Source organism: Streptomyces parvus (genome assembly GCF_014648875.1).
GTDB lineage: Bacteria > Actinomycetota > Actinomycetes > Streptomycetales > Streptomycetaceae > Streptomyces > Streptomyces parvus.
In genome coordinates this window covers 220,460-241,469 of record NZ_BMRY01000003.1, presented here as the reverse complement: position 1 = coordinate 241,469, position 21,010 = coordinate 220,460, and the positions used below count along the sequence as shown (strand labels likewise).

The window sequence follows — 21,010 nt, the reverse complement described above, 5'->3', positions numbered from 1 at the left end:
AGAACGCATCGTATCCACCCAGAGGTGATGCGGATACCGAGAGAGGGCAAAGGGCGGGCCGTGTTCCGGTATCCACCGGCACACGGCCCGCCCTTCGATGAACCCCTGAGGCTCAGCCCTCGGCGTCGTCCTCGGACGCCTCGGCGAGTCGGCGCTCCAGCACCCGGCCCTCGCCCGGAGCGAGGCTGCCGAGAATGCGGTCCAGATCCTCCATCGAGGCGAACTCGACGACGATCTTGCCCTTCTTCTGCCCCAGGTCGACCTTCACCCGGGTCTCGAAGCGGTCGGACAGACGCGTCGCCAGGTCGGCCAGGGCAGGGGAGAGACGGCCGCCGGCCCTCGGCCCCTTGGACTTCGGAGAGCTCGTGGGGCGCGAGCCCATCAGTGTCACGATCTCCTCGACCGCCCGCACCGACAGCCCCTCGGCCACGATCCGGTGGGCCAGCCGGTCCTGCTCCTCGGAGTCGTCCACGGACAGCAGGGCCCGGGCATGGCCCGCGGACAGAACCCCCGCGGCCACCCGGCGCTGCACCGGCGGAGACAGTCGCAGAAGCCTCAGCGTGTTCGACACCTGCGGACGGGAGCGGCCGATCCGGTCGGCCAGCTGGTCATGAGTGCACTTGAAGTCCTTGAGCAGCTGGTCATACGCAGCCGCCTCTTCCAGCGGGTTCAGCTGAGCCCGGTGGAGGTTCTCCAGCAGCGCGTCCAGCAGCAGCTTCTCGTCGTCCGTGGCGCGGACGATCGTGGGAATCCGCTCCAGGCCCGCTTCACGGCAGGCCCTCCACCGACGCTCACCCATGATGAGCTCATAGCTGTCCGGGCTCACCTTGCGGACGACGACCGGCTGGAGAAGGCCGACCTCCTTGATGGAGACGACCAGCTCGGCCAGTGCGTCCTCGTCGAACACCTCACGGGGTTGACGCGGGTTCGGGGTGATCGCCCCGATCGGGAGCTCGGCGAAGTACGCACCGGACGTCCCGACGCCCTGCTCGGACCGGTCCTCCGGGGCGGACGCCGGCTCCGGCACCACCGGGGAGGACGGCAGCGCGGTCACCTTCGCGGCGGCCACCCCGCGCTCCGCCGTCAGCACCGGACCCGTGCCGGACGCCGCGCCACTTCCGGGCGTCTGTACCTGCTTCTCCTGAGGAGCGGCGGGGATCAGCGCACCGAGCCCACGCCCCAGTCCTCTACGACGCTCACTCACTGAAGGCCCTCCGCGTTCTGCTGACTGTTCTGAATGCTCGTGTGCGCGTGCTGAGCCTCGTAGTGCACGCCGACGCCCCGCAGGGCGATCTCCCGGGCCGCTTCGAGATACGAGAGCGAGCCGCTGGACCCCGGGTCGTAGGTCAGCACGGTCTGCCCGTAGCTCGGCGCCTCCGAGATACGCACCGACCGCGGGATGCTCGTCCGCAGCACTTCCTTGCCGAAGTGGGTACGAACCTCCTCGGCGACCTGGGAGGCGAGCCTCGTCCGGCCGTCGTACATCGTCAGCAGGATCGTCGAGACATGCAGCTCCGGATTGAGATGACCCCGCACCAGATCGACGTTCCGCAGGAGCTGTCCCAGGCCTTCCAGCGCGTAGTACTCGCACTGGATGGGGATCAGCACCTCGGCACCGGCCACCAGCGCGTTCACCGTCAGCAGTCCCAGCGAGGGCGGGCAGTCGATGAGGATGTAGTCCAGCGGCTGCTCGTACGCCTGGATCGCCCGCTGAAGCCGGCTCTCCCGTGCCACCAGCGAGACCAGCTCGATCTCCGCACCGGCGAGATCGATGGTCGCGGGGGCACAGAAGAGACCCTCGACGTCCGGCACGGGCTGGACCACCTCGGAGAGAGGGCGGCTGTCCACCAGGACGTCGTAGATCGAGGGGACATCGGCGTGGTGGTCGATGCCCAGAGCCGTGGAGGCGTTGCCCTGCGGGTCGAGGTCGACCACCAGAACGCGCGCACCGTGCAGGGCCAGGGAAGCGGCAAGGTTGACCGTCGTGGTCGTCTTACCGACCCCGCCCTTCTGGTTGGCCACCACCATGACGCGGGTGCGGTCAGGACGGGGCAGCCCTTCGCCGGCGCGGCCAAGGGCCTCGACCGCCAGCTGAGCGGCACGGCCGATGGGTGTGTCGTCCATCGGCGGCGGTGTTTCACGTGAAACACCCTCACCCACGGACTCGGTTCGGGGACCGGGGACCGGGTCGGTCATCGGTCCCGCGATGTTGGCGTCGGACCGCAAGGATTCACTCTCCTCGACTTCAGGCTCGCAATGAACAGAGCCTGCCATGCTTTCGGGGTCGTGAACCAGCGAGGCCCGCTGTTCTGTGGATGAATCCGTGCGTGTGGACAACTCGGCCACCCGTCCGGGCTTGCGGTCGCGCGGCGTGGCAGCCGCACGACCGCGGCTGATGATTCCCTGCAGCAGAGAGCGACGTTTCACGTGAAACACGATGCCCCTGCAGAGCAACTACCAGGCCACGACACTCCGCACGCCGACCGTCCGGAGCGCTCGACCGGATGGCGACGCCGCTTCGCGTCGCCGCCTCAGCGACGCCTGCGCGTACGCCCCGTGCGAGCGGCCTTGGCCCTCTTTGCGGCGAACCTCACACCGCCCGGGCTCTCGCCCACCACAACACGGACCACCGTGGAGAGCGGATCGACCACGCCCTCACCGACATGGAGCACCTCGGTCTCCACCACACCGAGCTTGCTCAGCGCGGCCCTGGCGCCGGCGATCTCCTCCTCCGCGGTGTCCCCCTTGAGCGCGAGCATCTCCCCGTATGGCTTCAGCAGGGGAACGCCCCAGCCCGCCAGCCGGTCCAGCGGCGCCACGGCACGCGCGGTCACCACCTGAACGGGCTGCAGCGTCCCGAGGACCTCCTCGGCCCGGCCGCGTACGACCGTCACGTGGTCCAGGCCCAGCAGCTCGACGACCTCCTGGAGGAAGTTCGTCCGCCGGAGCAGCGGCTCCAGCAGAGTGATCTTGAGGTCGGGGCGTACCAGGGCCAGCGGAATACCGGGCAGACCCGCGCCCGAGCCCACATCGCAGACGGTGACACCCTCGGGCACGACCTCGGCGAGCACCGCGCAGTTCAGCAGGTGCCGCTCCCACAGCCGGGGGACCTCACGCGGGCCGATCAGGCCGCGCTTGACCCCGGCATCCGCAAGAAGCTCCGCGTACCGGACAGCCTCCGGGAAGAGCTCTCCGAACACCTCCCGCGCCTCCGCGGGTGCCTGGGGGAGCTCTGCTGCCTCCGTCACGGGGACCGTCCTTCCATACCGCACTAGCGCACTGTGGGTGGCTGACTATCAGGCTGACAAAGATCGGCCCCGTCTGCGTACAGACGGGGCCGACAGTACAAGGATCCGGTCAGGCCGGGAGAACGACGACGAAGCGCTGCGGCTCCTCGCCCTCCGACTCGCTCCGGAGACCGGCCGCGGCGATCGCGTCGTGCACGACCTTGCGCTCGAACGGCGTCATCGGGTCCAGCTTCACCGGCTCGCCCGTGCTCTTGACCTCGTTCGCGGCCTTGGCACCCAGTTCCGCGAGAACCGCGCGCTTCTTGGCCCGGAAGCCGCCGATGTCCAGCATCAGACGGCTGCGGTCACCGGTCTCCCGGTGGACGGCCAGCCGCGTCAGCTCCTGGAGCGCCTCCAGGACCTCACCATCGCGGCCCACGAGCTTCTGGAGATCACGCGGCGATTCGCTGATGATCGACACCGCGGCCCGGTCCGCCTCGACGTCCATGTCGATGTCGCCGTCGAGGTCGGCGATGTCGAGCAGTCCCTCGAGATAGTCGGCCGCGATCTCGCCCTCCTGCTCCAGGCGGGTCAGGGTGTCGCTGCCCGCCTCAGCGGCGGCCGTGGAGGTGGTGCCTTCCGTCACGGATGGACTCCTTCTTACTTCTTGGACGGGTGCTTGGGCCGCTGCGGACCCTTGCGCTGTCCGGACTTGGCTTGGCGTGAGGAGCCGGAGGCGGGCTTGCCCGCCGACTTCGGCTTGCTGTCCTGCGGTGCGTCCTGCTTCTCGAGCGAGGTCTTGGAACCGGCGGCCTCGGACTCCGTGCCCTTGGCCCCCGCCGTCGCGTGACCGGCCGTCTGGCGCTTCGCCTTGGTCTGCCGCTTGGGCTGCTGGCGCTTGTGCGCCTGGCCGCCCTCGGCGTCGGCCGCGGCTGTCTCGCTCTTCGCCACCGTGCCGTCCTCCTGGGCCGCGAGGCCCAGCTTGCCGAGACCGGTGATGAACTTGCGCTCGATGTCGTTGCGGTCGGATCCCTTGGCGACGATCGCCTTGACCATCTTGCGCCGGGTACGGCCACGCACCTCGCCGTGGGAGGTCACGCTCTTGAGCACGCGCTGGAGGTAGGCGTCCTGCGCCTTGCTGCCCGGGGTCGGGTTCTGGTTGATCACGTACATCTGCTGACCCATGGTCCAGACGTTGGTGGTCAGCCAGTAGACGAGGACACCGACGGGGAAGTTGATGCCCATCACGGCGAAGATGACCGGGAAGATGTACATCAGCATCTTCTGCTGCTGCATGTACGGGGTCTTCACCGTCAGGTCGACGTTCTTCGTCATCAGCTGGCGCTGGGTGAAGAACTGCGAGGCCGACATCAGCACGATCATGATCGCGGTGACGATCCGGACGTCGGTCAGAGAGGCGTCGAGCGAGGTGACCTTCTCGACGCTGTCCGTGAACTTCGCGGCCAGCGGGGCGCCGAAGATGTGCGCCTGACGCGCGCTGTCCAGCAGCTCCTGGTTGATCGCACCGATCTTCTTGCCCGAGGCGATGGACGACAGCACGTGATACAGGGCGAAGAAGAACGGAGACTGCGCCAGGATGGGAAGGCACGAGGAGAGCGGGTTGGTACCCGTCTCCTTGTACAGCTTCATCATCTCTTCGGACTGACGCTGCTTGTCGTTCTTGTAGCGCTCCTGGATCGCCTTCATCTTCGGCTGGAGCACCTGCATGTTGCGGGTCGACTTGATCTGCTTCACGAAGAGCGGGATCAGGCAGATCCGGATCAGCACCACCAGGGAGACGATCGACAGACCCCAGGCCCATCCGGAGTCATCGCCGAAGAGCGCTCCGTAGACCTTGTGGAACTGGACGATGATCCATGAGACAGGTGTGGTGATAAAGCTGAACAGACTGGCAATCGTGTCCACTAATCAGGCTCCTTGAGCATTGGGCGAGGTCTCTGCGGCCGGGCTCGGAGGTTCGGAGACCGACCCCCCGGACGGCACATCAGCGGCGGACTCCCCGCCCTTTTCGCCGCGCAGGGCGTTGCGCAGCAGCTCGTGCCACCGCGGACGCTTACGAGGCGGAACATGATCCACGCCACCGGGTGACCACGGATTGCACCGCAGGATGCGCCAAGCGGTCAGCGCCGTTCCCTTGATGGCACCGTGCCTGTCGATCGACGTATATCCATAGTGGGAACACGACGGGTAATAGCGGCAGACAGGCCCGAGGAGTGGACTGATCGTCCACTGGTACAGCTTGATGAGAGCAAGCAGCGGGTACTTCATCGCGCGCCCCCTCCCAGCAGCCGCTGAAGAGCGGCGTCCAGGTCTCGGGCCAGCTGTGCATGGTCGGCGTCGCCCGCACCGGGCAGCGCCCGTACGACAACAAGGCTACCGGGGGGCAGCTGAGCCAGCCGGTCGCGGACCAGGTGGCGAAGCTTCCGCTTCACCGCGGTCCGGACGACGGCACCCCCCACGGCCTTGCTGACAACGAAACCCGCACGCGGCGGGGGAACAGTCTCCCCCGTCACGTGCGGGTCCGTTTCACCGCTGCGTAGATGGACGACGAGCAGCGGACGTCCGGCTCGACGTCCTCGTCGTACCGCGGTCGCGAAGTCCTCGCGCCGCCTCAGCCGATTCTCGGTAGGCAGCACGTCATGGACCTGTGAGCGATCAGGCGGACAGGCTGCTGCGGCCCTTGCCGCGGCGGTTCGCGAGGATCGCACGGCCGGCACGGGTACGCATGCGCAGACGGAAGCCGTGGGTCTTGGCGCGACGGCGGTTGTTCGGCTGGAAGGTGCGCTTGCTCACTCGGGGGCTCCAGAAATGATTCGTGTCTTGGCGGGACATCGCCTGGCTGTCACCGTGCGCCCACGAGGAACTCGCGTAAACGCCTTAGTGCACCGCTTCACAATCACAGATCGTGATCTTTGCCCATCGGAGGCAGGCGGCAGCAGCCATCGACAACTCGACCTGGTCACGGTACGCGCGGCTACGCCATCCGGTCAAACCAGCTCCGCGCGACCCCCCATTGTGCACAGCCTGTGGACAACAACTTGAACCGCGCGGGTCGGCCTGACTACCGTGGCTGAACTCCGGTTCTTTTCCTTCCCGACTGCCGGGCTCACCCGACCCGACCCATCCCGTCCCGAGAACCACACATTCGTGGGACATGCGAGAGAGCGTGCCTTGTGGCTGACGTACCTGCCGATCTTGCCGCAGTGTGGCCACGAGTGCTGGAACAACTCCTCGGGGAGGGCCAGCAGGGCATCGAGCCGAAGGACAAGCAGTGGATCGAGCGCTGCCAGCCGCTGGCACTCGTCGCCGACACCGCACTGCTGGCCGTCCCCAATGAATGGGGCAAGCGCGTCCTGGAGGGCCGGCTCGCGCCGCTGATCAGTGAGTCGCTGACCCGGGAGTGCGGCCGCCCCATCCGGATCGCGATCACCGTCGACGACTCCGCGGGCGAACCGCCCGCCCCGCCGGCGCCCCCGATGCGCCAGTCGCACGGGAGCCAGCAGGACCACCGCTACCCGGCGCAGCCGCGCGACGACGCTCCCCGGGGCGACACGTACGACGGATACGGTCACCGGCCCTCCGACGACGGCATGCCGACGGCCCGGCCGGCCTACCCCGACTACCAGCAGCAGCGCCCGGAGCCCGGCGCCTGGCCGCGTACCCAGGAAGACCTCTCCTGGCAGCAGCCGCGGCACAGCGGCTACCAGGACCGCGAGCAGCCGGCCGGTGAGCCGTACCGCGAGAGCGACGCGTACCGGGAGAGCGAGCAGTACCGGGAGCAACCCGCCGAGCAGTACCGGGAGCAGCCCGCCGAGCAGTGGCGCGAGCCCTACGGCACCGGGCGCCCGCAGCAGCCGGGCCACGACTACCGGTCGCAGCCGCCCGAGCACCAGGGGTACGAGCAGCAGCGCCCCGACCGGCAGGACCAGCAGCAGCCGCAGCACCGCCAGACCGGTCCGGGCCACGGCCCCGGGCGCACCGGCGGCTCGGTCCCCGGTCCGATGGGCGCCCAGCCGGCCCCCGCGCCGGGTCCCGGCGAGCCGCACGCCCGGCTGAACCCGAAGTACCTCTTCGACACCTTCGTCATCGGGGCGTCCAACCGCTTCGCGCACGCCGCGGCCGTGGCCGTCGCCGAGGCGCCCGCGAAGGCGTACAACCCCCTGTTCATCTACGGGGAGTCGGGGCTCGGCAAGACCCACCTGCTGCACGCGATCGGGCACTACGCGCGGAGCCTCTACCCGGGGACCCGGGTGCGGTACGTGAGCTCGGAGGAGTTCACCAACGAGTTCATCAACTCGATCCGCGACGGGAAGGGCGACACCTTCCGCAAGCGCTACCGCGACGTGGACATCCTGCTGGTCGACGACATCCAGTTCCTGGCGAGCAAGGAGTCGACGCAGGAGGAGTTCTTCCACACCTTCAATACGCTGCACAACGCGAACAAACAGATCGTGCTCTCCTCGGACCGGCCGCCCAAGCAGCTGGTGACGCTGGAGGACCGCCTGCGCAACCGCTTCGAGTGGGGTCTGACGACCGATGTCCAGCCGCCCGAGCTGGAGACCCGGATCGCGATCCTCCGTAAGAAGGCGGTGCAGGAGCAGCTCAACGCCCCGCCGGAGGTACTGGAGTTCATCGCCTCGCGGATCTCGCGCAACATCCGTGAGCTGGAGGGCGCCCTGATCCGGGTGACCGCCTTCGCCTCGCTGAACCGGCAGCCGGTGGACCTCGGGCTGACCGAGATCGTCCTCAAGGACCTGATCCCGGGCGGCGAGGAGTCGGCCCCCGAGATCACGGCGCCGGCCATCATGGCGGCCACCGCGGACTACTTCGGGCTCACCGTGGACGACCTCTGCGGATCCTCGCGCAGCCGGGTCCTGGTGACGGCACGCCAGATCGCCATGTATCTGTGCCGCGAGCTGACCGACCTCTCGTTGCCGAAGATCGGCGCGCAGTTCGGCGGCCGCGACCACACGACGGTGATGCACGCGGACCGGAAGATCCGGGCGCTGATGGCGGAGCGCCGCTCCATCTACAACCAGGTCACCGAGCTGACCAACCGCATCAAGAACGGCTGACGAAGACCTCTCAAGGCCTCGAAAGGCGCCTCGCACGGACCTCCCACGGTCCGTGCGAGGCGCCTTTCGCCGTTCCTGAGGGGGCCGGGAGTCGTCGCAGCGGTCTCCTCCGCACCAGGGCTGTTCGAATACGGGCAGCTCAGAGGCCCTTCTCCACAGATATGCGGGAAATCTTCCGTCCACAGCCTGGGGACTGGGAAGTTGTCCATATTGCGTCCACAGGGTGCGCTGCCGATACTCCATCAGGCCAGGTCATGTGGTTGGGGAATTGTGGCCAACGATGATCCACAGCCTGTGGACAGAATCTCCGTCCACAGGGGGCCGTCGATGTTGTCCACCGGCTGCCCACAGGCAGGACGGTGTTGTCCCCAGCCATGCCCTGCTTCTCCACACCCCTGTCCACTGTTCGGCAACGCAACACACGCTCTCACCGCCCGGAGTGAAAGGCGTCACACCAAGGTGCTGGGTTGGGCTGTGGGGAACAGGGGTAAAGCTGGGGACAGCTCTGGGGAGAAGTGGCCCCCTCCTGTGCATCGGGTGTGCAGAACTTCCGTCCGTCCACAGAAGGCCCGGGTTGTCCACGGGTGCCACCCACAGGACCGGTGGACAAAAAACAGTCGCTGACCTGCGCAAACGACGTTATCCACGGTATCCACAAGGCCTACTACTACTACCACCCAGAGTTAGCCAGGAATCCGCTTCGAAGTGGGGCCTGTGTACAACTCGACCGTCGACCGCCGCGAAGCTCTTGGACCGACTTGACCCCGAGCAGCAACGGCTGTCGGTGCCGTACGTCAGACTGGACCCCGGAGCCTCCGCCGCCTCGGCAGCGGACTCCGGTCCAGACGACGAAGGCCAGCAGGGCGAGCGAGCAACAGCAGGAGGCGGTTCCGGTGAAGATCCGGGTGGAGCGCGATGTACTCGCGGAGGCGGTGGCCTGGGTGGCCCGCAGCCTCCCGGCCCGTCCGCCGGCGCCCGTTCTCGCGGGCCTTCTGCTGAAGGCCGAGGACGGAGCTCTCAGCTTCTCCAGCTTCGACTACGAGGTCTCCGCACGGGTCTCCGTCGACGCGGAGATCGACGAGGACGGGACGGTGCTCGTCTCCGGCCGGCTGCTCGCCGACATCTGCCGCGCCCTCCCCAACCGCCCGGTGGAGATCTCCACCGACGGTGTGCGGGCCACGGTCGTCTGCGGCTCCTCCCGCTTCACCCTCCACACACTGCCTGTGGAGGAGTACCCCGCGCTGCCGCAGATGCCGACCGCCACGGGCACCGTCCCCGGTGAGGTCTTCGCCTCGGCCGCCGCCCAGGTCGCCATCGCCGCCGGCCGCGACGACACGCTGCCCGTGCTGACCGGTGTGCGGATCGAGATCGAGGGCGACACGGTCACCCTCGCCTCCACCGACCGCTACCGCTTCGCGGTCCGCGAGTTCCTGTGGAAGCCGGAGAACGCGGACGCCTCTGCGGTCGCCCTGGTGCCCGCCAAGACGCTCCTGGACACCGCCAAGGCGCTCACCAGCGGCGACACGGTCACCCTGGCGCTCTCCGGCTCCGGCGCGGGCGAGGGCCTGATCGGTTTCGAGGGCGCCGGACGCCGCACGACCACGCGGCTGCTCGAAGGCGACCTGCCGAAGTACCGCACGCTGTTCCCGACCGAGTTCAACTCCGTCGCGGTGATCGAGACGGCCCCCTTCGTCGAGGCCGTCAAGCGCGTGGCCCTGGTCGCCGAGCGCAACACCCCCGTACGGCTCAGCTTCGAGCAGGGCGTCCTCATCCTGGAGGCCGGTTCCAGCGACGACGCACAGGCTGTGGAGAGGGTCGACGCGGTGCTGGAGGGCGACGACATCTCGATCGCCTTCAACCCGACGTTCCTGCTGGACGGGCTGAGCGCGATCGACTCCCCGGTCGCCCAGCTCTCGTTCACCACGTCCACCAAGCCCGCCCTGCTCAGCGGCCGCCCGGCCGTCGACGCCGAGGCGGACGACACGTACAAGTACCTGATCATGCCGGTGCGCCTCTCCGGCTGATCCCGCGTCCCCCGCCCATTGGGGGGACGTTTTCCGCGGCAGTTTCCGGCGGGCCCGCTCGGCGCGGAGCGGGCCCGCCGCGCTGTCCCCGGCCGGGCGTAGGCTCGGTCGTGGGTGCAAACGCCCCGACGCTTATCGCCACGACGCTTAAGGAATCTCTGATGGAGCTCGGTCTCGTCGGCCTCGGCAAGATGGGCGGCAACATGCGCGAGCGCATCCGCCGCGCAGGCCACACCGTCATCGGTTACGACCGCAACCCGGATGTCGCCGATGTCCACAGTCTCGAAGAGCTTGTGGGCAAGCTGAAGGGCCCGCGGGTCGTCTGGGTCATGGTCCCGGCCGGTGCCGCGACCCAGTCCACGATCGACGAGCTGGCCTCGCTGCTCTCGCCCGGCGACGTCGTCGTCGACGGCGGCAACTCGCGCTGGACCGACGACGAGAAGCACGCCGCCGAGCTGGGCGTCAAGGAGATCGGCTTCGTCGACTGCGGTGTCTCCGGCGGTGTCTGGGGCCTGGAGAACGGCTACGCCCTGATGTACGGCGGCAGCCAGGAGAACGTGGCGAAGGTCCAGCCGATCTTCGACGCGCTGAAGCCCGAGGGCGACTTCGGCTCCGTCCACGCGGGCAAGGTCGGAGCCGGCCACTTCGCGAAGATGGTCCACAACGGCATCGAGTACGCCATGATGCAGGCCTACGCCGAGGGCTGGGAGCTGCTGGAGAAGGTCGACTCCGTCACCGATGTGCGCGAGGTCTTCCGCTCCTGGCAGGAGGGCACGGTCATCCGTTCCTGGCTGCTCGACCTCGCGGTCAACGCGCTGGACGACGACGAGCACCTGGACAAGCTCCGGGGCTTCGCCGCCGACTCGGGCGAGGGCCGCTGGACGGTCGAGGCCGCGATCGACAACGCGGTGCCCCTGCCCGCGATCACGGCGTCGCTGTTCGCGCGGTTCGCCTCGCGTCAGGACGACTCGCCGCAGATGAAGATGATCGCCGCGCTGCGCAACCAGTTCGGCGGCCACGCGGTCGAGTCCAAGACCGAGAACTGATCGGTCCGCCGGCCGCGCGCCGGCACACAACAACCTGCGAAGCACTGTCGGGAGAGGTCGGCCACCATGCACGTCACGCACCTCTCGCTCGCCGACTTCCGCTCGTACGCCCGGGTCGAGGTCCCTCTCGACCCGGGCATCACCGCTTTCGTGGGGCCCAACGGGCAGGGCAAGACCAATCTCGTCGAGGCCGTCGGCTATCTCGCCACCCTCGGCAGCCACCGCGTCTCCTCGGACGCCCCGCTCGTGCGCATGGGCGCGGAGCGTGCGGTGATCCGGGCGGCGGTGACCCAGGGCGAGCGCTCGCAGCTGGTCGAGCTGGAGCTGAACCCGGGCCGGGCGAACCGGGCCCGTATCAACAGGTCCTCGCAGGTCAGACCCCGTGACGTGCTCGGCATCGTACGGACCGTGCTGTTCGCCCCGGAGGACCTGGCGCTGGTCAAGGGCGACCCCGGCGAGCGGCGGCGGTTCCTGGACGAGCTGGTCACCGCGCGTTCGCCCCGGATGGCCGGGGTCCGTTCCGACTACGAACGGGTGCTCAAGCAGCGCAACACCCTGCTGAAGTCCGCGGCGATGGCCCGGCGGCACGGCGGCCGCTCGATGGATCTGTCCACCTTGGACGTCTGGGACCAGCACCTGGGCCGGGTGGGCGCCGAGCTGCTCGCGCAGCGCCTCGATCTGATCGCCACGCTCCAGCCGCTGGCCGACAAGGCGTACGGGGACGTGGCGCCGGGCGGCGGTCCGGTGGCGCTGGAGTACCGCAGTTCGGTCGGCGAGGACGTGGGTCCCGAGCGCACCCGCGACGAGCTGTACGAGCAGCTGATCGCGGCGCTCGCGGGGGTCCGGAAGCAGGAGATCGAACGGGGAGTGACGCTGGTCGGCCCGCACCGCGACGATCTGCTGCTGGGTCTGCGCGGAATGCCGGCCAAGGGGTACGCGAGTCATGGCGAGTCCTGGAGTTACGCGCTGGCGCTGCGGCTCGCCAGTTACGAGCTGCTGCGCTCCGAGGGCAACGAGCCGGTGCTGGTGCTGGACGATGTCTTCGCCGAGCTGGACGCCCGCCGCCGGGAGCGGCTGGCGGAGCTGGTGGCCCCCGGCGAGCAGGTGCTGGTGACGGCCGCGGTGGCGGAGGACGTGCCGGGTGTGCTGGCGGGGACGCGGTACGCGGTGTCCGCGGGCGAGGTGGAGCGCGTATGACCGGCCGGGACGAGCAGCCGGGCGAGGCGGGCGCGGTCGGCGGTGCGCCGGAGGCCGCGGGTCCGAAGCCGCCGGAGGTGTCCGGGGTCGATCTGGCCCGGGTCGCGTTGCGGGCCGCGAAGGAGCAGGCCAGGGCGCGGGGTGCGGCGGCGCAGCAGAAGAAGCAGGCCCGGCGGGGTGGCGGGCTGCGCTCGGGAGCCAGGTCCGACGGCCGGGATCCGCAGATGCTGGGTTCCGCGATCAGCCGGCTGATCACCGAGCGGGGCTGGGAGACGCCCGCGGCGGTCGGCGGGGTGATGGGCCGGTGGCCGCAGATCGTCGGCGACGATCTGGCGAAGCACTGCGTCCCGCTGCGGTACGACGATGATCCGGCCGCCCGGGTGCTGACGGTGAGCTGTGACTCGACGGCGTGGGCGACGCAGCTGCGGCTGCTGGCCCCGCAGCTGGTGGCCCGGCTGAACGCGGATCTGGGGCAGGGCACCGTACGGATGATCAAGGTGGTCGGGCCGGGGGGCCCGGAGCGCCGGTACGGGCCGTTGCGGGCCCCCGGCAGCAAGGGCCCGGGCGACACCTACGGATGAGCCGGCGGATGAGCTGAGGGGCGTCGGCCGGAAGGGAGTCGCGCCGCCGGGCCGAGAGGCGTAGGTGGTCGCACGGCTGCGTCGATGGCAACCCTGAGCTGCACTTTCGGCGTAAAATTGTCGTGTACCGGGCGAGCTCGTGGGTGGGTTCGTCAGGGTTCGCGCGGGAGGAAACCGGACGGTACGGCCGGAGCGTCCCTCACCGTAGCGGTGGGTTGACAGGCCGAAGCGCTCAAAGCCCTTCAGGGCCTCTTGGAGCCCCTTCCCGAATATGGGGAGTCGTCAGCCGCTCATTCAGGGCGGCACATGCGTACTCAGGTACCGGCAAACCCCCATTCATGTCAGCGCTACCGGTAGACTGGTGAGTAATCCCGCCGCTGAGGCGGGAGTCGTCGATACAAGCCGAACGACGCAGCCGCTCCCGCCTGTCCGGAGAACGGCCTGTGCTGTGCCAGAAAGGGCGCTTCGTGGCCGATTCCGGCAACCCCAACGAGAACATTCCGTCCACCGCCGGTGAGCCGGGCGAGACGCCCGCCACCTCGTACGACGCCAGCGCGATCACCGTGCTGGAAGGGCTGGACGCGGTCCGCAAGCGACCTGGCATGTACATCGGCTCGACCGGTGAGCGCGGCCTGCACCACCTCGTGCAGGAGGTCGTCGACAACTCCGTCGACGAGGCGATGGCGGGTCACGCGGACACCATCGACGTCACGATCCTCCCCGACGGCGGGGTGCGCGTGATCGACAACGGCCGCGGTATCCCGGTCGACATCGTGCCGTCCGAAGGGAAGCCGGCCGTCGAGGTCGTGCTGACCGTGCTGCACGCGGGCGGCAAGTTCGGCGGTGGCGGCTACGCCGTCTCCGGCGGTCTGCACGGCGTGGGCGTCTCCGTCGTCAACGCCCTGTCCACCCGGGTCGCCGTCGAGGTCAAGCGTGACGGCTACCGCTGGACCCAGGACTACAAGCTCGGCGTCCCGACCGCCCCGCTGGCGAAGCAGGAGGCCACCGAGGAGACCGGCACGACGGTCACCTTCTGGGCCGACGGGGACATCTTCGAGACCACCGAGTACAGCTTCGAGACCCTCTCGCGCCGCTTCCAGGAGATGGCGTTCCTCAACAAGGGCCTCACCCTCAAGCTGACCGACGAGCGCGAGTCGGCGAAGGCGACGGCGGGCGCGGACAGCGTGGACGCGGCCGAGCCCGCCGAGGAGGAGACCGCCCGCTCGGTCACGTACCACTACGAAAACGGCATCGTCGATTTCGTGAAGTACCTCAACTCCCGCAAGGGCGACGTCATCCACCAGTCGGTGATCGACATCGACGCCGAGGACAAGGACCGGCTCCTGTCGGTCGAGATCGCCATGCAGTGGAACACGCAGTACACCGAGGGGGTCTACTCCTTCGCCAACGCGATCCACACGCACGAGGGCGGTACGCACGAGGAGGGCTTCCGTGCCGCGCTGACCTCGCTGGTCAACCGGTACGCGCGGGACAAGAAGCTGCTGCGCGACAAGGACGACAACCTCACGGGTGAGGACGTCCGCGAGGGTCTGACCGCGATCATCTCGGTGAAGCTGGGCGAGCCGCAGTTCGAGGGCCAGACGAAGACCAAGCTGGGCAACACGGAGGCCAAGACCTTCGTGCAGAAGGTCGTCCACGAGCAGCTGACGGACTGGTTCGACCGGAACCCCAACGAGGCCGCCGACATCATCCGCAAGGGCATCGCCGCCTCGACCGCCCGTGTGGCGGCCCGCAAGGCGCGTGACCTGACGCGGCGCAAGGGGCTCCTGGAGAGCGCCTCGCTGCCGGGCAAGCTCAGCGACTGCCAGTCGAACGACCCCACCAAGTGCGAGATCTTCATCGTCGAGGGTGACTCCGCCGGCGGTTCGGCGAAGTCCGGCCGCAACCCGATGTACCAGGCGATCCTGCCCATCCGCGGCAAGATCCTGAACGTCGAGAAGGCCCGGGTCGACAAGATCCTCCAGAACACCGAGGTCCAGGCGCTGATCTCGGCGTTCGGCACCGGGGTCCACGAGGACTTCGACATCGAGAAGCTCCGGTATCACAAGATCATCCTGATGGCGGACGCCGACGTCGACGGCCAGCACATCAACACCCTGCTGCTGACCTTCCTCTTCCGCTTCATGAAGCCGCTGGTCGAGGCCGGGCACGTCTACCTCTCGCGCCCGCCGCTCTACAAGATCAAGTGGGGCCGGGACGACTTCGAGTACGCGTACTCGGACCGGGAGCGCGACGCCCTGGTGGCGCTCGGCAAGCAGAACGGCAAGCGGATCAAGGAAGACTCGATCCAGCGCTTCAAGGGTCTCGGCGAGATGAACGCCGAGGAGCTGCGCGTCACGACCATGGACGTCGACCACCGGGTCCTCGGCCAGGTCACGCTGGACGACGCGGCGCAGGCCGACGACCTGTTCTCGGTGCTCATGGGTGAGGACGTCGAGGCGCGGCGCTCGTTCATCCAGCGCAACGCCAAGGACGTCCGCTTCCTCGACATCTGAGTCGGCCGCACCAGCCACGCCGCAGCTCGAAAGGACTTTGACCAGCAATGGCCGACGAGAACACCCCTGTGACACCTGAATCCGCGACGCCCGACGAGGAGGGCACCATCCCCGGCGTGGGGATGCGTGTCGAGCCCGTCCAGCTCGAGACGGAGATGCAGCGCTCCTATCTCGACTACGCGATGTCCGTCATCGTCTCGCGTGCGCTGCCCGACGTACGGGACGGCCTCAAGCCGGTCCACCGCCGGGTGCTGTACGCGATGTACGACGGCGGGTACCGCCCCGAGAAGGGCTTCTACAAGTGTGCCCGCGTCGTCGGCGACGTCATGGGTACGTACCACCCGCACGGCGACTCCTCCATCTACGACGCCCTGGTGCGCCTCGCGCAGCCGTGGTCGATGCGGATGCCGCTGGTGGACTCCAACGGCAACTTCGGTTCCCCGGGCAACGACCCGGCCGCCGCCATGCGGTACACCGAGTGCAAGATGATGCCGCTGTCCATGGAGATGGTCCGGGACATCGACGAGGAGACCGTCGACTTCCAGGACAACTACGACGGCCGCAACCAGGAGCCGACGGTCCTGCCGGCGCGCTTCCCGAACCTGCTGGTCAACGGCTCCGCCGGGATCGCGGTCGGCATGGCGACCAACATCCCGCCGCACAACCTCCGCGAGGTCGCCGCCGGAGCCCAGTGGTACCTGGAGAACCCCGAGGCCTCGCACGAGGAGCTCCAGGACGCGCTGATCGAGCGCATCAAGGGCCCCGACTTCCCCACCGGCGCGCTGGTCGTGGGCCGCAAGGGCATTGAGGAGGCGTACCGCACCGGCCGTGGCTCGATCACGATGCGCGCGGTCGTCGCGGTCGAGGAGATCCAGGGCCGCCAGTGCCTGGTCGTCACGGAGCTTCCGTACCAGACCAACCCCGACAACCTCGCGCAGAAGATCGCCGACCTGGTCAAGGACGGCAAGGTCGGCGGCATCGCGGACGTCCGCGACGAGACCTCCTCCCGTACGGGGCAGCGCCTGGTCGTCGTCCTCAAGCGGGACGCGGTCGCCAAGGTCGTCCTGAACAACCTCTACAAGCACACCGACCTCCAGACGAACTTCGGCGCCAACATGCTGGCGCTCGTCGACGGGGTGCCGCGCACGCTGTCGATCGACGCGTTCATCCGCCACTGGGTGACGCACCAGATCGAGGTCATCGTCCGGCGGACGAAGTTCCGGCTGCGCAAGGCCGAGGAGCGGGCACACATCCTGCGCGGCCTCCTCAAGGCCCTGGACGCCATCGACGAGGTCATCGCCCTCATCCGCCGCTCGAACACGGTGGAGATCGCGCGTGAGGGCCTGATGGGCCTGCTGGAGATCGACGAGCTCCAGGCCAACGCGATCCTGGAGATGCAGCTGCGCCGGCTGGCCGCACTGGAGCGCCAGAAGATCACCGCCGAGCACGACGAGCTCCAGGCGAAGATCAACGAGTACAACGAGATCCTGGCCTCGCCGGCCAAGCAGCGCCAGATCGTCAGCGAGGAGCTGGCGGCGATCGTCGAGAAGTTCGGCGACGACCGGCGCTCCAAGCTGGTGCCCTTCGAGGGCGACATGTCCATCGAGGACCTGATCGCCGAGGAGGACATCGTCGTCACGATCTCCCGCGGCGGCTATGTGAAGCGCACGAAGACGGACGACTACCGCTCGCAGAAGCGCGGTGGCAAGGGCGTGCGCGGGACGAAGCTCAAGGAAGACGACATCGTCGACCACTTCTTCGTCTCGACGACCCACCACTGGCTGCTGTTCTTCACGAACAAGGGCCGGGTCTACCGGGCCAAGGCGTACGAGCTCCCCGATGCGGGGCGGGACGCGCGCGGCCAGCACGTCGCCAACCTGCTGGCCTTCCAGCCGGACGAGAAGATCGCCCAGATCCTCGCGATCCGCGACTACGAGGCCGTGCCCTACCTGATCCTGGCGACGAAGGGCGGTCTCGTGAAGAAGACCGCGCTCAAGGATTACGACTCCCCGCGCTCGGGCGGTGTCATCGCGATCAACCTGCGCGAGATGCCGGAGGGCGGCGACGACGAGCTGATCGGCGCCGAGCTGGTCTCGGCCGAGGACGATCTGCTGCTCATCAGCAAGAAGGCCCAGTCGATCCGGTTCACCGCGACGGACGACGCGCTGCGCCCGATGGGCCGCGCCACCTCGGGTGTGAAGGGCATGAGTTTCCGCGAGGGCGACGAACTCCTCTCGATGAATGTCGTCCGGCCCGGTACGTTCGTCTTCACCGCTACCGACGGCGGGTACGCGAAGCGGACCCCCGTCGACGAGTACCGCGTCCAGGGCCGCGGCGGCCTCGGTATCAAGGCCGCCAAGATCGTGGAGGACCGCGGATCGCTCGTCGGTGCGCTGGTGGTCGAGGAGACCGACGAGATTCTCGCCATCACGCTCGGCGGTGGTGTGATTCGTACGCGAGTCAATGAAGTCAGGGAGACGGGCCGTGACACCATGGGCGTCCAACTGATCAATCTGGGCAAGCGTGACGCCGTCGTCGGCATCGCGCGCAACGCCGAGGCCGGCCGTGAGGCGGAAGAGGTCGACGGGACCGATGATGCCGATGGCGATACGGCCGAGGCCCACGCCGTAACCACGGCAGAGGGCACTGTCGAGGGCACGGAGCCCTCGACCGGGGAGCACGAGGAGTAAGAGCGTGAGTGGAGCCACGGGCGCCGGTTCGGCCGCTTCCGGAGCTGGAGCGAACGGTGCCCGTGGCCCTGCCACGGACTCCCAAGGGGGCACTGTGACGGACACACGAGGACCTCAGCCCCAGTACGAGGGTTACGCGACCGGGCCCCTGCCCGGCGAGCGTGAGCCCGCACCGGGGCCGTCGGGGCCGTACCACCCGCCCCAGGCGTACCAGGCGCCCGGCGGCGGTACCCAGGGCGGCCAGCAGCGCCCCGGACAGGGCGGCGGCACGCTGGGGGGCGCACAGGGCGTGGGCGGCGCCCAGGCGACGCGCAAGCCGCGCACGGGGGCGCGGACCACGCCCCGTACCCGCAAGGCCCGTCTGCGGGTGGCCAAGGCCGATCCGTGGTCGGTGATGAAGGTCAGCTTCCTGTTGTCGATCGCGCTGGGCATCTGCACGGTGGTGGCGTCGGCGGTGCTGTGGATGGTCATGGACGCGATGGGCGTCTTCGAGACCGTCGGCGGCACGATCAGCGAGGCGACCGGCTCGAACGAGAGCAACGGCTTCGACCTGCAGTCGTTCCTGTCGCTGCCGCGCGTGCTCATCTTCACCTCGGTCATCGCCGTGATCGACGTGGTCCTGGCCACCGCGCTGGCGACGCTGGGCGCCTTCATCTACAACCTGTCGGCGGGCTTCGTGGGCGGCGTGGAGCTCACGCTGGCCGAGGACGAGTAGCGCGCCGGGTATCGATTTTGGGACTGGCCCCGACGTGCGCTAATCTTCAGAAGTCAGCGCGGAGCAGTACAGCGCGGCGGGGCTATAGCTCAGTTGGTTAGAGCGCATCCCTGATAAGGATGAGGCCACAGGTTCAAATCCTGTTAGCCCCACCAGACACGAAGGCCCTTCACCGGAGACGGTGGGGGGCCTTTCGCGTGGGCGGAGTGATCAGCTCTGGGCGGCGGGCTGGAGCCGGACGAGGTAGCCGGGTTCGGGGCCGGTGAGCTCCAGCCATCTGGCGGCCGCGAACCAGACGGTGGTGGGCTCGTCGGCGGTGGGGATCTGGAAGACGGCGTTGACCGGGCCCTTGCTCGCCGGGTTGAGGCCGAACGACGGCCGGGGCTTCCCCTGGTCGTACCAGTACTCCTCGTAGGCGCTCGTGAGTTGGGCGTCGTCCTGGGTCTGGCTGTAGGCGGTGTCGTCGACGTTGAGGGTGACCGTGTCGTCGGCGGTCCATCTGGCCTCGCTCTTGCCCACGTTGAGCACCTCCATGCGGACCACGCAGAACTGCTTCCCGTCCTCGGGTGTCGGGGGCTCTGTCGGTGCGCTCAGGGAGTCGTGCGCCAGGACTCCCGGGTCCAGCGGTTCGCCGCAGGTGACGTCCTCGACGGTGATCTCGAACTCCTCGGGCTGTGACTCGTCCGAGGAACTGATGGTCAGCTTGAACGGCTCTCCGAGGGCGGCCCGGCCCAGGATCTCCGCGCCCGGTGGGGCCCCCACGTCCGGGTCGGTGGTCGTCGCCGCCGCCGGTACGGCGCTGCCGGGGCTCGACCCCGTGTCGGACGAGGTGGCCGTCGCGCAGGCGGTGACCATGAGGAGCGCGGAGGCCGCGCCGAGGGCCGCGAAGGTACTGCCACGAGAGCTCATCGAAGGGTCCTTTCGGCGGGGCGCCGGGTCCTTCCATGGTCGTCCGGCCCGTCGTGCGCCGCTCGTCGGCGGTCCGGGCACACGAAAAGGCCCCCGGCCGGTGTGAACCGGACCAGGGGCCCCGGAGTGCGGTGGGCCGCCGGGATCAGGGGGGCGGGGCCGGGGAGTCGCCTTCCGGGGCTGTGTGGTGGGAGCCGCTCTGGCCGGCTGTGCGGGCGGTCTCCGCGGGGTCGAGCGACAGATGGCGGGTGGCCGGGGAAGCGCCGTGGGCCTCGGCTCGGATGCGCTGCTTCATCGTGGGTGGAAGGGCCCGGTCACGCGGAAGGGTCCATCGGACCGAGGGAGCGATCGGGGTTGCCGCGGTGGCACCCGTGTGCTCGTGGGTCGTGGTGCCCGGCTGCGCGGCGGCGTTCGTGGCGTTCGCGGTGCTCGCGGCGGCGGTGGCGAGGCCCAGCGACGCCAGGAGGGCGAAGAAGGCGGTGATGAAGGCGGTCCAGAGGTTCTTGGGCTTGAAGGTGCTCATGGCCCCTCGCTTTCGGACGGTCCGGTTGCTGACTTCTCCGATCATGTGGATCCCGGCCGCGATTCCGGGGAGCGACGCCCGCTCTGCGCCGATCTTCGGATTAACACCACTCGTATGGTGCAACCGGGCTGGACAGGCCCTCGCGGGCGGTGGGGAGAGGGTGTCGGGAGGTCGTTCCGGACGCCGTGGAGGGGGTGTCACAGGGGTCCGGGCAGGTCACCGATCGGTATCGGCCGGTGTGTATAGTCGGCGACATAAGGCCCTTACGCCAAGGAAAGACGAGGTCGCGCGGTGAAGAAGCTTCTCCTGGTCGCACTGGCCGCCATCGGCGGGCTCCTCGTGTACCGCCAGATCCAGGCGGATCGCGCCGAGCAGGATCTGTGGACGGAGGCGACCGACTCCGTGCCCGCAGGTTCGGGTGTGTGAGACGACACAGTCTGTTACGGGCCCCGGTCGCTGAGCGGCCGGGGCTTCGTGCTGTCCGGG

General features: G+C 68.8%; 18 protein-coding genes, 1 tRNA gene and 2 pseudogenes. 11 read left to right on the top strand and 10 right to left on the bottom strand.

Features of this window, described 5'->3' with window-relative positions:
* Positions 1-112: 112 nt before the first annotated feature.
* The 8 genes from IE140_RS11335 to rpmH all read right to left on the bottom strand — a co-directional run bounded on the left by IE140_RS11335 (position 113) and on the right by rpmH (position 6,041).
* A complete protein-coding gene (locus IE140_RS11335) occupies positions 113-1,204 on the bottom strand; it encodes a ParB/RepB/Spo0J family partition protein (RefSeq protein WP_150195471.1) in 1,092 nt (363 codons plus the stop codon).
* Entirely contained in the window at positions 1,201-2,274 is a 1,074-nt protein-coding gene (locus tag IE140_RS11330) for a ParA family protein (RefSeq protein WP_075265314.1), read from the bottom strand. Before IE140_RS11330 ends, IE140_RS11335 begins: the two co-directional genes overlap by 4 nt.
* 257 nt (positions 2,275-2,531) lie before the next feature.
* Positions 2,532-3,248: a 16S rRNA (guanine(527)-N(7))-methyltransferase RsmG gene (gene rsmG / locus IE140_RS11325; RefSeq protein WP_093444233.1), complete on the bottom strand. Its 717-nt coding sequence runs from the start codon at positions 3,246-3,248 to the stop codon at positions 2,532-2,534.
* Positions 3,249-3,357: 109 nt separating this feature from the next.
* The gene (locus IE140_RS11320) at positions 3,358-3,873 is read right to left on the bottom strand and encodes a Jag family protein (RefSeq protein ID WP_032776537.1); all 516 of its coding nucleotides are present in this window, start codon (positions 3,871-3,873) and stop codon (positions 3,358-3,360) included.
* A gap of 14 nt (positions 3,874-3,887) precedes the next feature.
* Entirely contained in the window at positions 3,888-5,153 is a 1,266-nt protein-coding gene (gene yidC, locus IE140_RS11315; RefSeq protein ID WP_093444232.1) for a membrane protein insertase YidC, read from the bottom strand.
* A gap of 3 nt (positions 5,154-5,156) precedes the next feature.
* Positions 5,157-5,516, bottom strand: a complete 360-nt coding sequence (gene yidD / locus IE140_RS11310; RefSeq protein WP_006125986.1) for a membrane protein insertion efficiency factor YidD — start codon at positions 5,514-5,516, stop codon at positions 5,157-5,159.
* On the bottom strand, positions 5,513-5,884 hold the full coding sequence (gene rnpA, locus IE140_RS11305; RefSeq protein ID WP_006125985.1) for a ribonuclease P protein component: 372 nt from the start codon (positions 5,882-5,884) through the stop codon (positions 5,513-5,515). Before rnpA ends, yidD begins: the two co-directional genes overlap by 4 nt.
* 19 nt (positions 5,885-5,903) lie before the next feature.
* On the bottom strand, positions 5,904-6,041 hold the full coding sequence (gene rpmH / locus IE140_RS11300; protein WP_003967884.1) for a 50S ribosomal protein L34: 138 nt from the start codon (positions 6,039-6,041) through the stop codon (positions 5,904-5,906).
* Positions 6,042-6,421: 380 nt separating this feature from the next.
* Between rpmH and dnaA (IE140_RS36780) the strand changes: the two are divergent.
* The 10 genes and pseudogenes from dnaA (IE140_RS36780) to IE140_RS11255 form a co-directional block, all read left to right on the top strand.
* Positions 6,422-6,958: pseudogene (gene dnaA / locus IE140_RS36780) on the top strand (chromosomal replication initiator protein DnaA); the annotation flags it as partial.
* 111 nt (positions 6,959-7,069) lie between these two features.
* Positions 7,070-8,323: pseudogene (gene dnaA / locus IE140_RS11295) on the top strand (chromosomal replication initiator protein DnaA); the annotation flags it as partial.
* An 893-nt stretch (positions 8,324-9,216) separates the two neighbouring features.
* Positions 9,217-10,347, top strand: coding sequence for a DNA polymerase III subunit beta (gene dnaN, locus IE140_RS11290; RefSeq protein ID WP_032764581.1), 1,131 nt, complete (start codon positions 9,217-9,219; stop codon positions 10,345-10,347).
* A gap of 161 nt (positions 10,348-10,508) precedes the next feature.
* A complete protein-coding gene (gene gnd, locus IE140_RS11285; RefSeq protein ID WP_032764580.1) occupies positions 10,509-11,393 on the top strand; it encodes a phosphogluconate dehydrogenase (NAD(+)-dependent, decarboxylating) in 885 nt (294 codons plus the stop codon).
* Between the two features lie 66 nt (positions 11,394-11,459).
* Positions 11,460-12,590 carry a DNA replication/repair protein RecF gene (gene recF / locus IE140_RS11280; RefSeq protein WP_032764579.1) on the top strand — a complete coding sequence of 377 codons (1,131 nt, stop codon included), beginning with the start codon at positions 11,460-11,462 and terminating at the stop codon, positions 12,588-12,590.
* 77 nt (positions 12,591-12,667) lie between these two features.
* Positions 12,668-13,171: a DciA family protein gene (locus IE140_RS11275; RefSeq protein ID WP_024263702.1), complete on the top strand. Its 504-nt coding sequence runs from the start codon at positions 12,668-12,670 to the stop codon at positions 13,169-13,171.
* Positions 13,172-13,614: 443 nt separating this feature from the next.
* Positions 13,615-15,687 carry a DNA topoisomerase (ATP-hydrolyzing) subunit B gene (gene gyrB, locus IE140_RS11270; RefSeq protein ID WP_032776530.1) on the top strand — a complete coding sequence of 691 codons (2,073 nt, stop codon included), beginning with the start codon at positions 13,615-13,617 and terminating at the stop codon, positions 15,685-15,687.
* A gap of 47 nt (positions 15,688-15,734) precedes the next feature.
* Entirely contained in the window at positions 15,735-18,377 is a 2,643-nt protein-coding gene (gene gyrA, locus IE140_RS11265) for a DNA gyrase subunit A (RefSeq protein ID WP_093444229.1), read from the top strand.
* A 94-nt stretch (positions 18,378-18,471) separates the two neighbouring features.
* Positions 18,472-19,092, top strand: a complete 621-nt coding sequence (locus IE140_RS11260) for a DUF3566 domain-containing protein (RefSeq protein ID WP_024263700.1) — start codon at positions 18,472-18,474, stop codon at positions 19,090-19,092.
* 78 nt (positions 19,093-19,170) lie between these two features.
* Positions 19,171-19,247, top strand: a tRNA-Ile gene (locus tag IE140_RS11255).
* Positions 19,248-19,302: 55 nt separating this feature from the next.
* Here the strand turns inward: IE140_RS11255 and IE140_RS11250 are convergent.
* Both IE140_RS11250 and IE140_RS11245 read right to left on the bottom strand, forming a co-directional pair.
* Positions 19,303-20,001, bottom strand: a complete 699-nt coding sequence (locus tag IE140_RS11250; protein ID WP_150195473.1) for a DUF4352 domain-containing protein — start codon at positions 19,999-20,001, stop codon at positions 19,303-19,305.
* Between the two features lie 145 nt (positions 20,002-20,146).
* Entirely contained in the window at positions 20,147-20,524 is a 378-nt protein-coding gene (locus IE140_RS11245) for a DUF6344 domain-containing protein (protein WP_109179289.1), read from the bottom strand.
* 291 nt (positions 20,525-20,815) lie between these two features.
* On the opposite strand from IE140_RS11245, the gene IE140_RS35920 reads away from it, so the two are divergent.
* The gene (locus IE140_RS35920) at positions 20,816-20,950 is read left to right on the top strand and encodes a DLW-39 family protein (RefSeq protein WP_003958712.1); all 135 of its coding nucleotides are present in this window, start codon (positions 20,816-20,818) and stop codon (positions 20,948-20,950) included.
* Positions 20,951-21,010 lie beyond the last annotated feature (60 nt).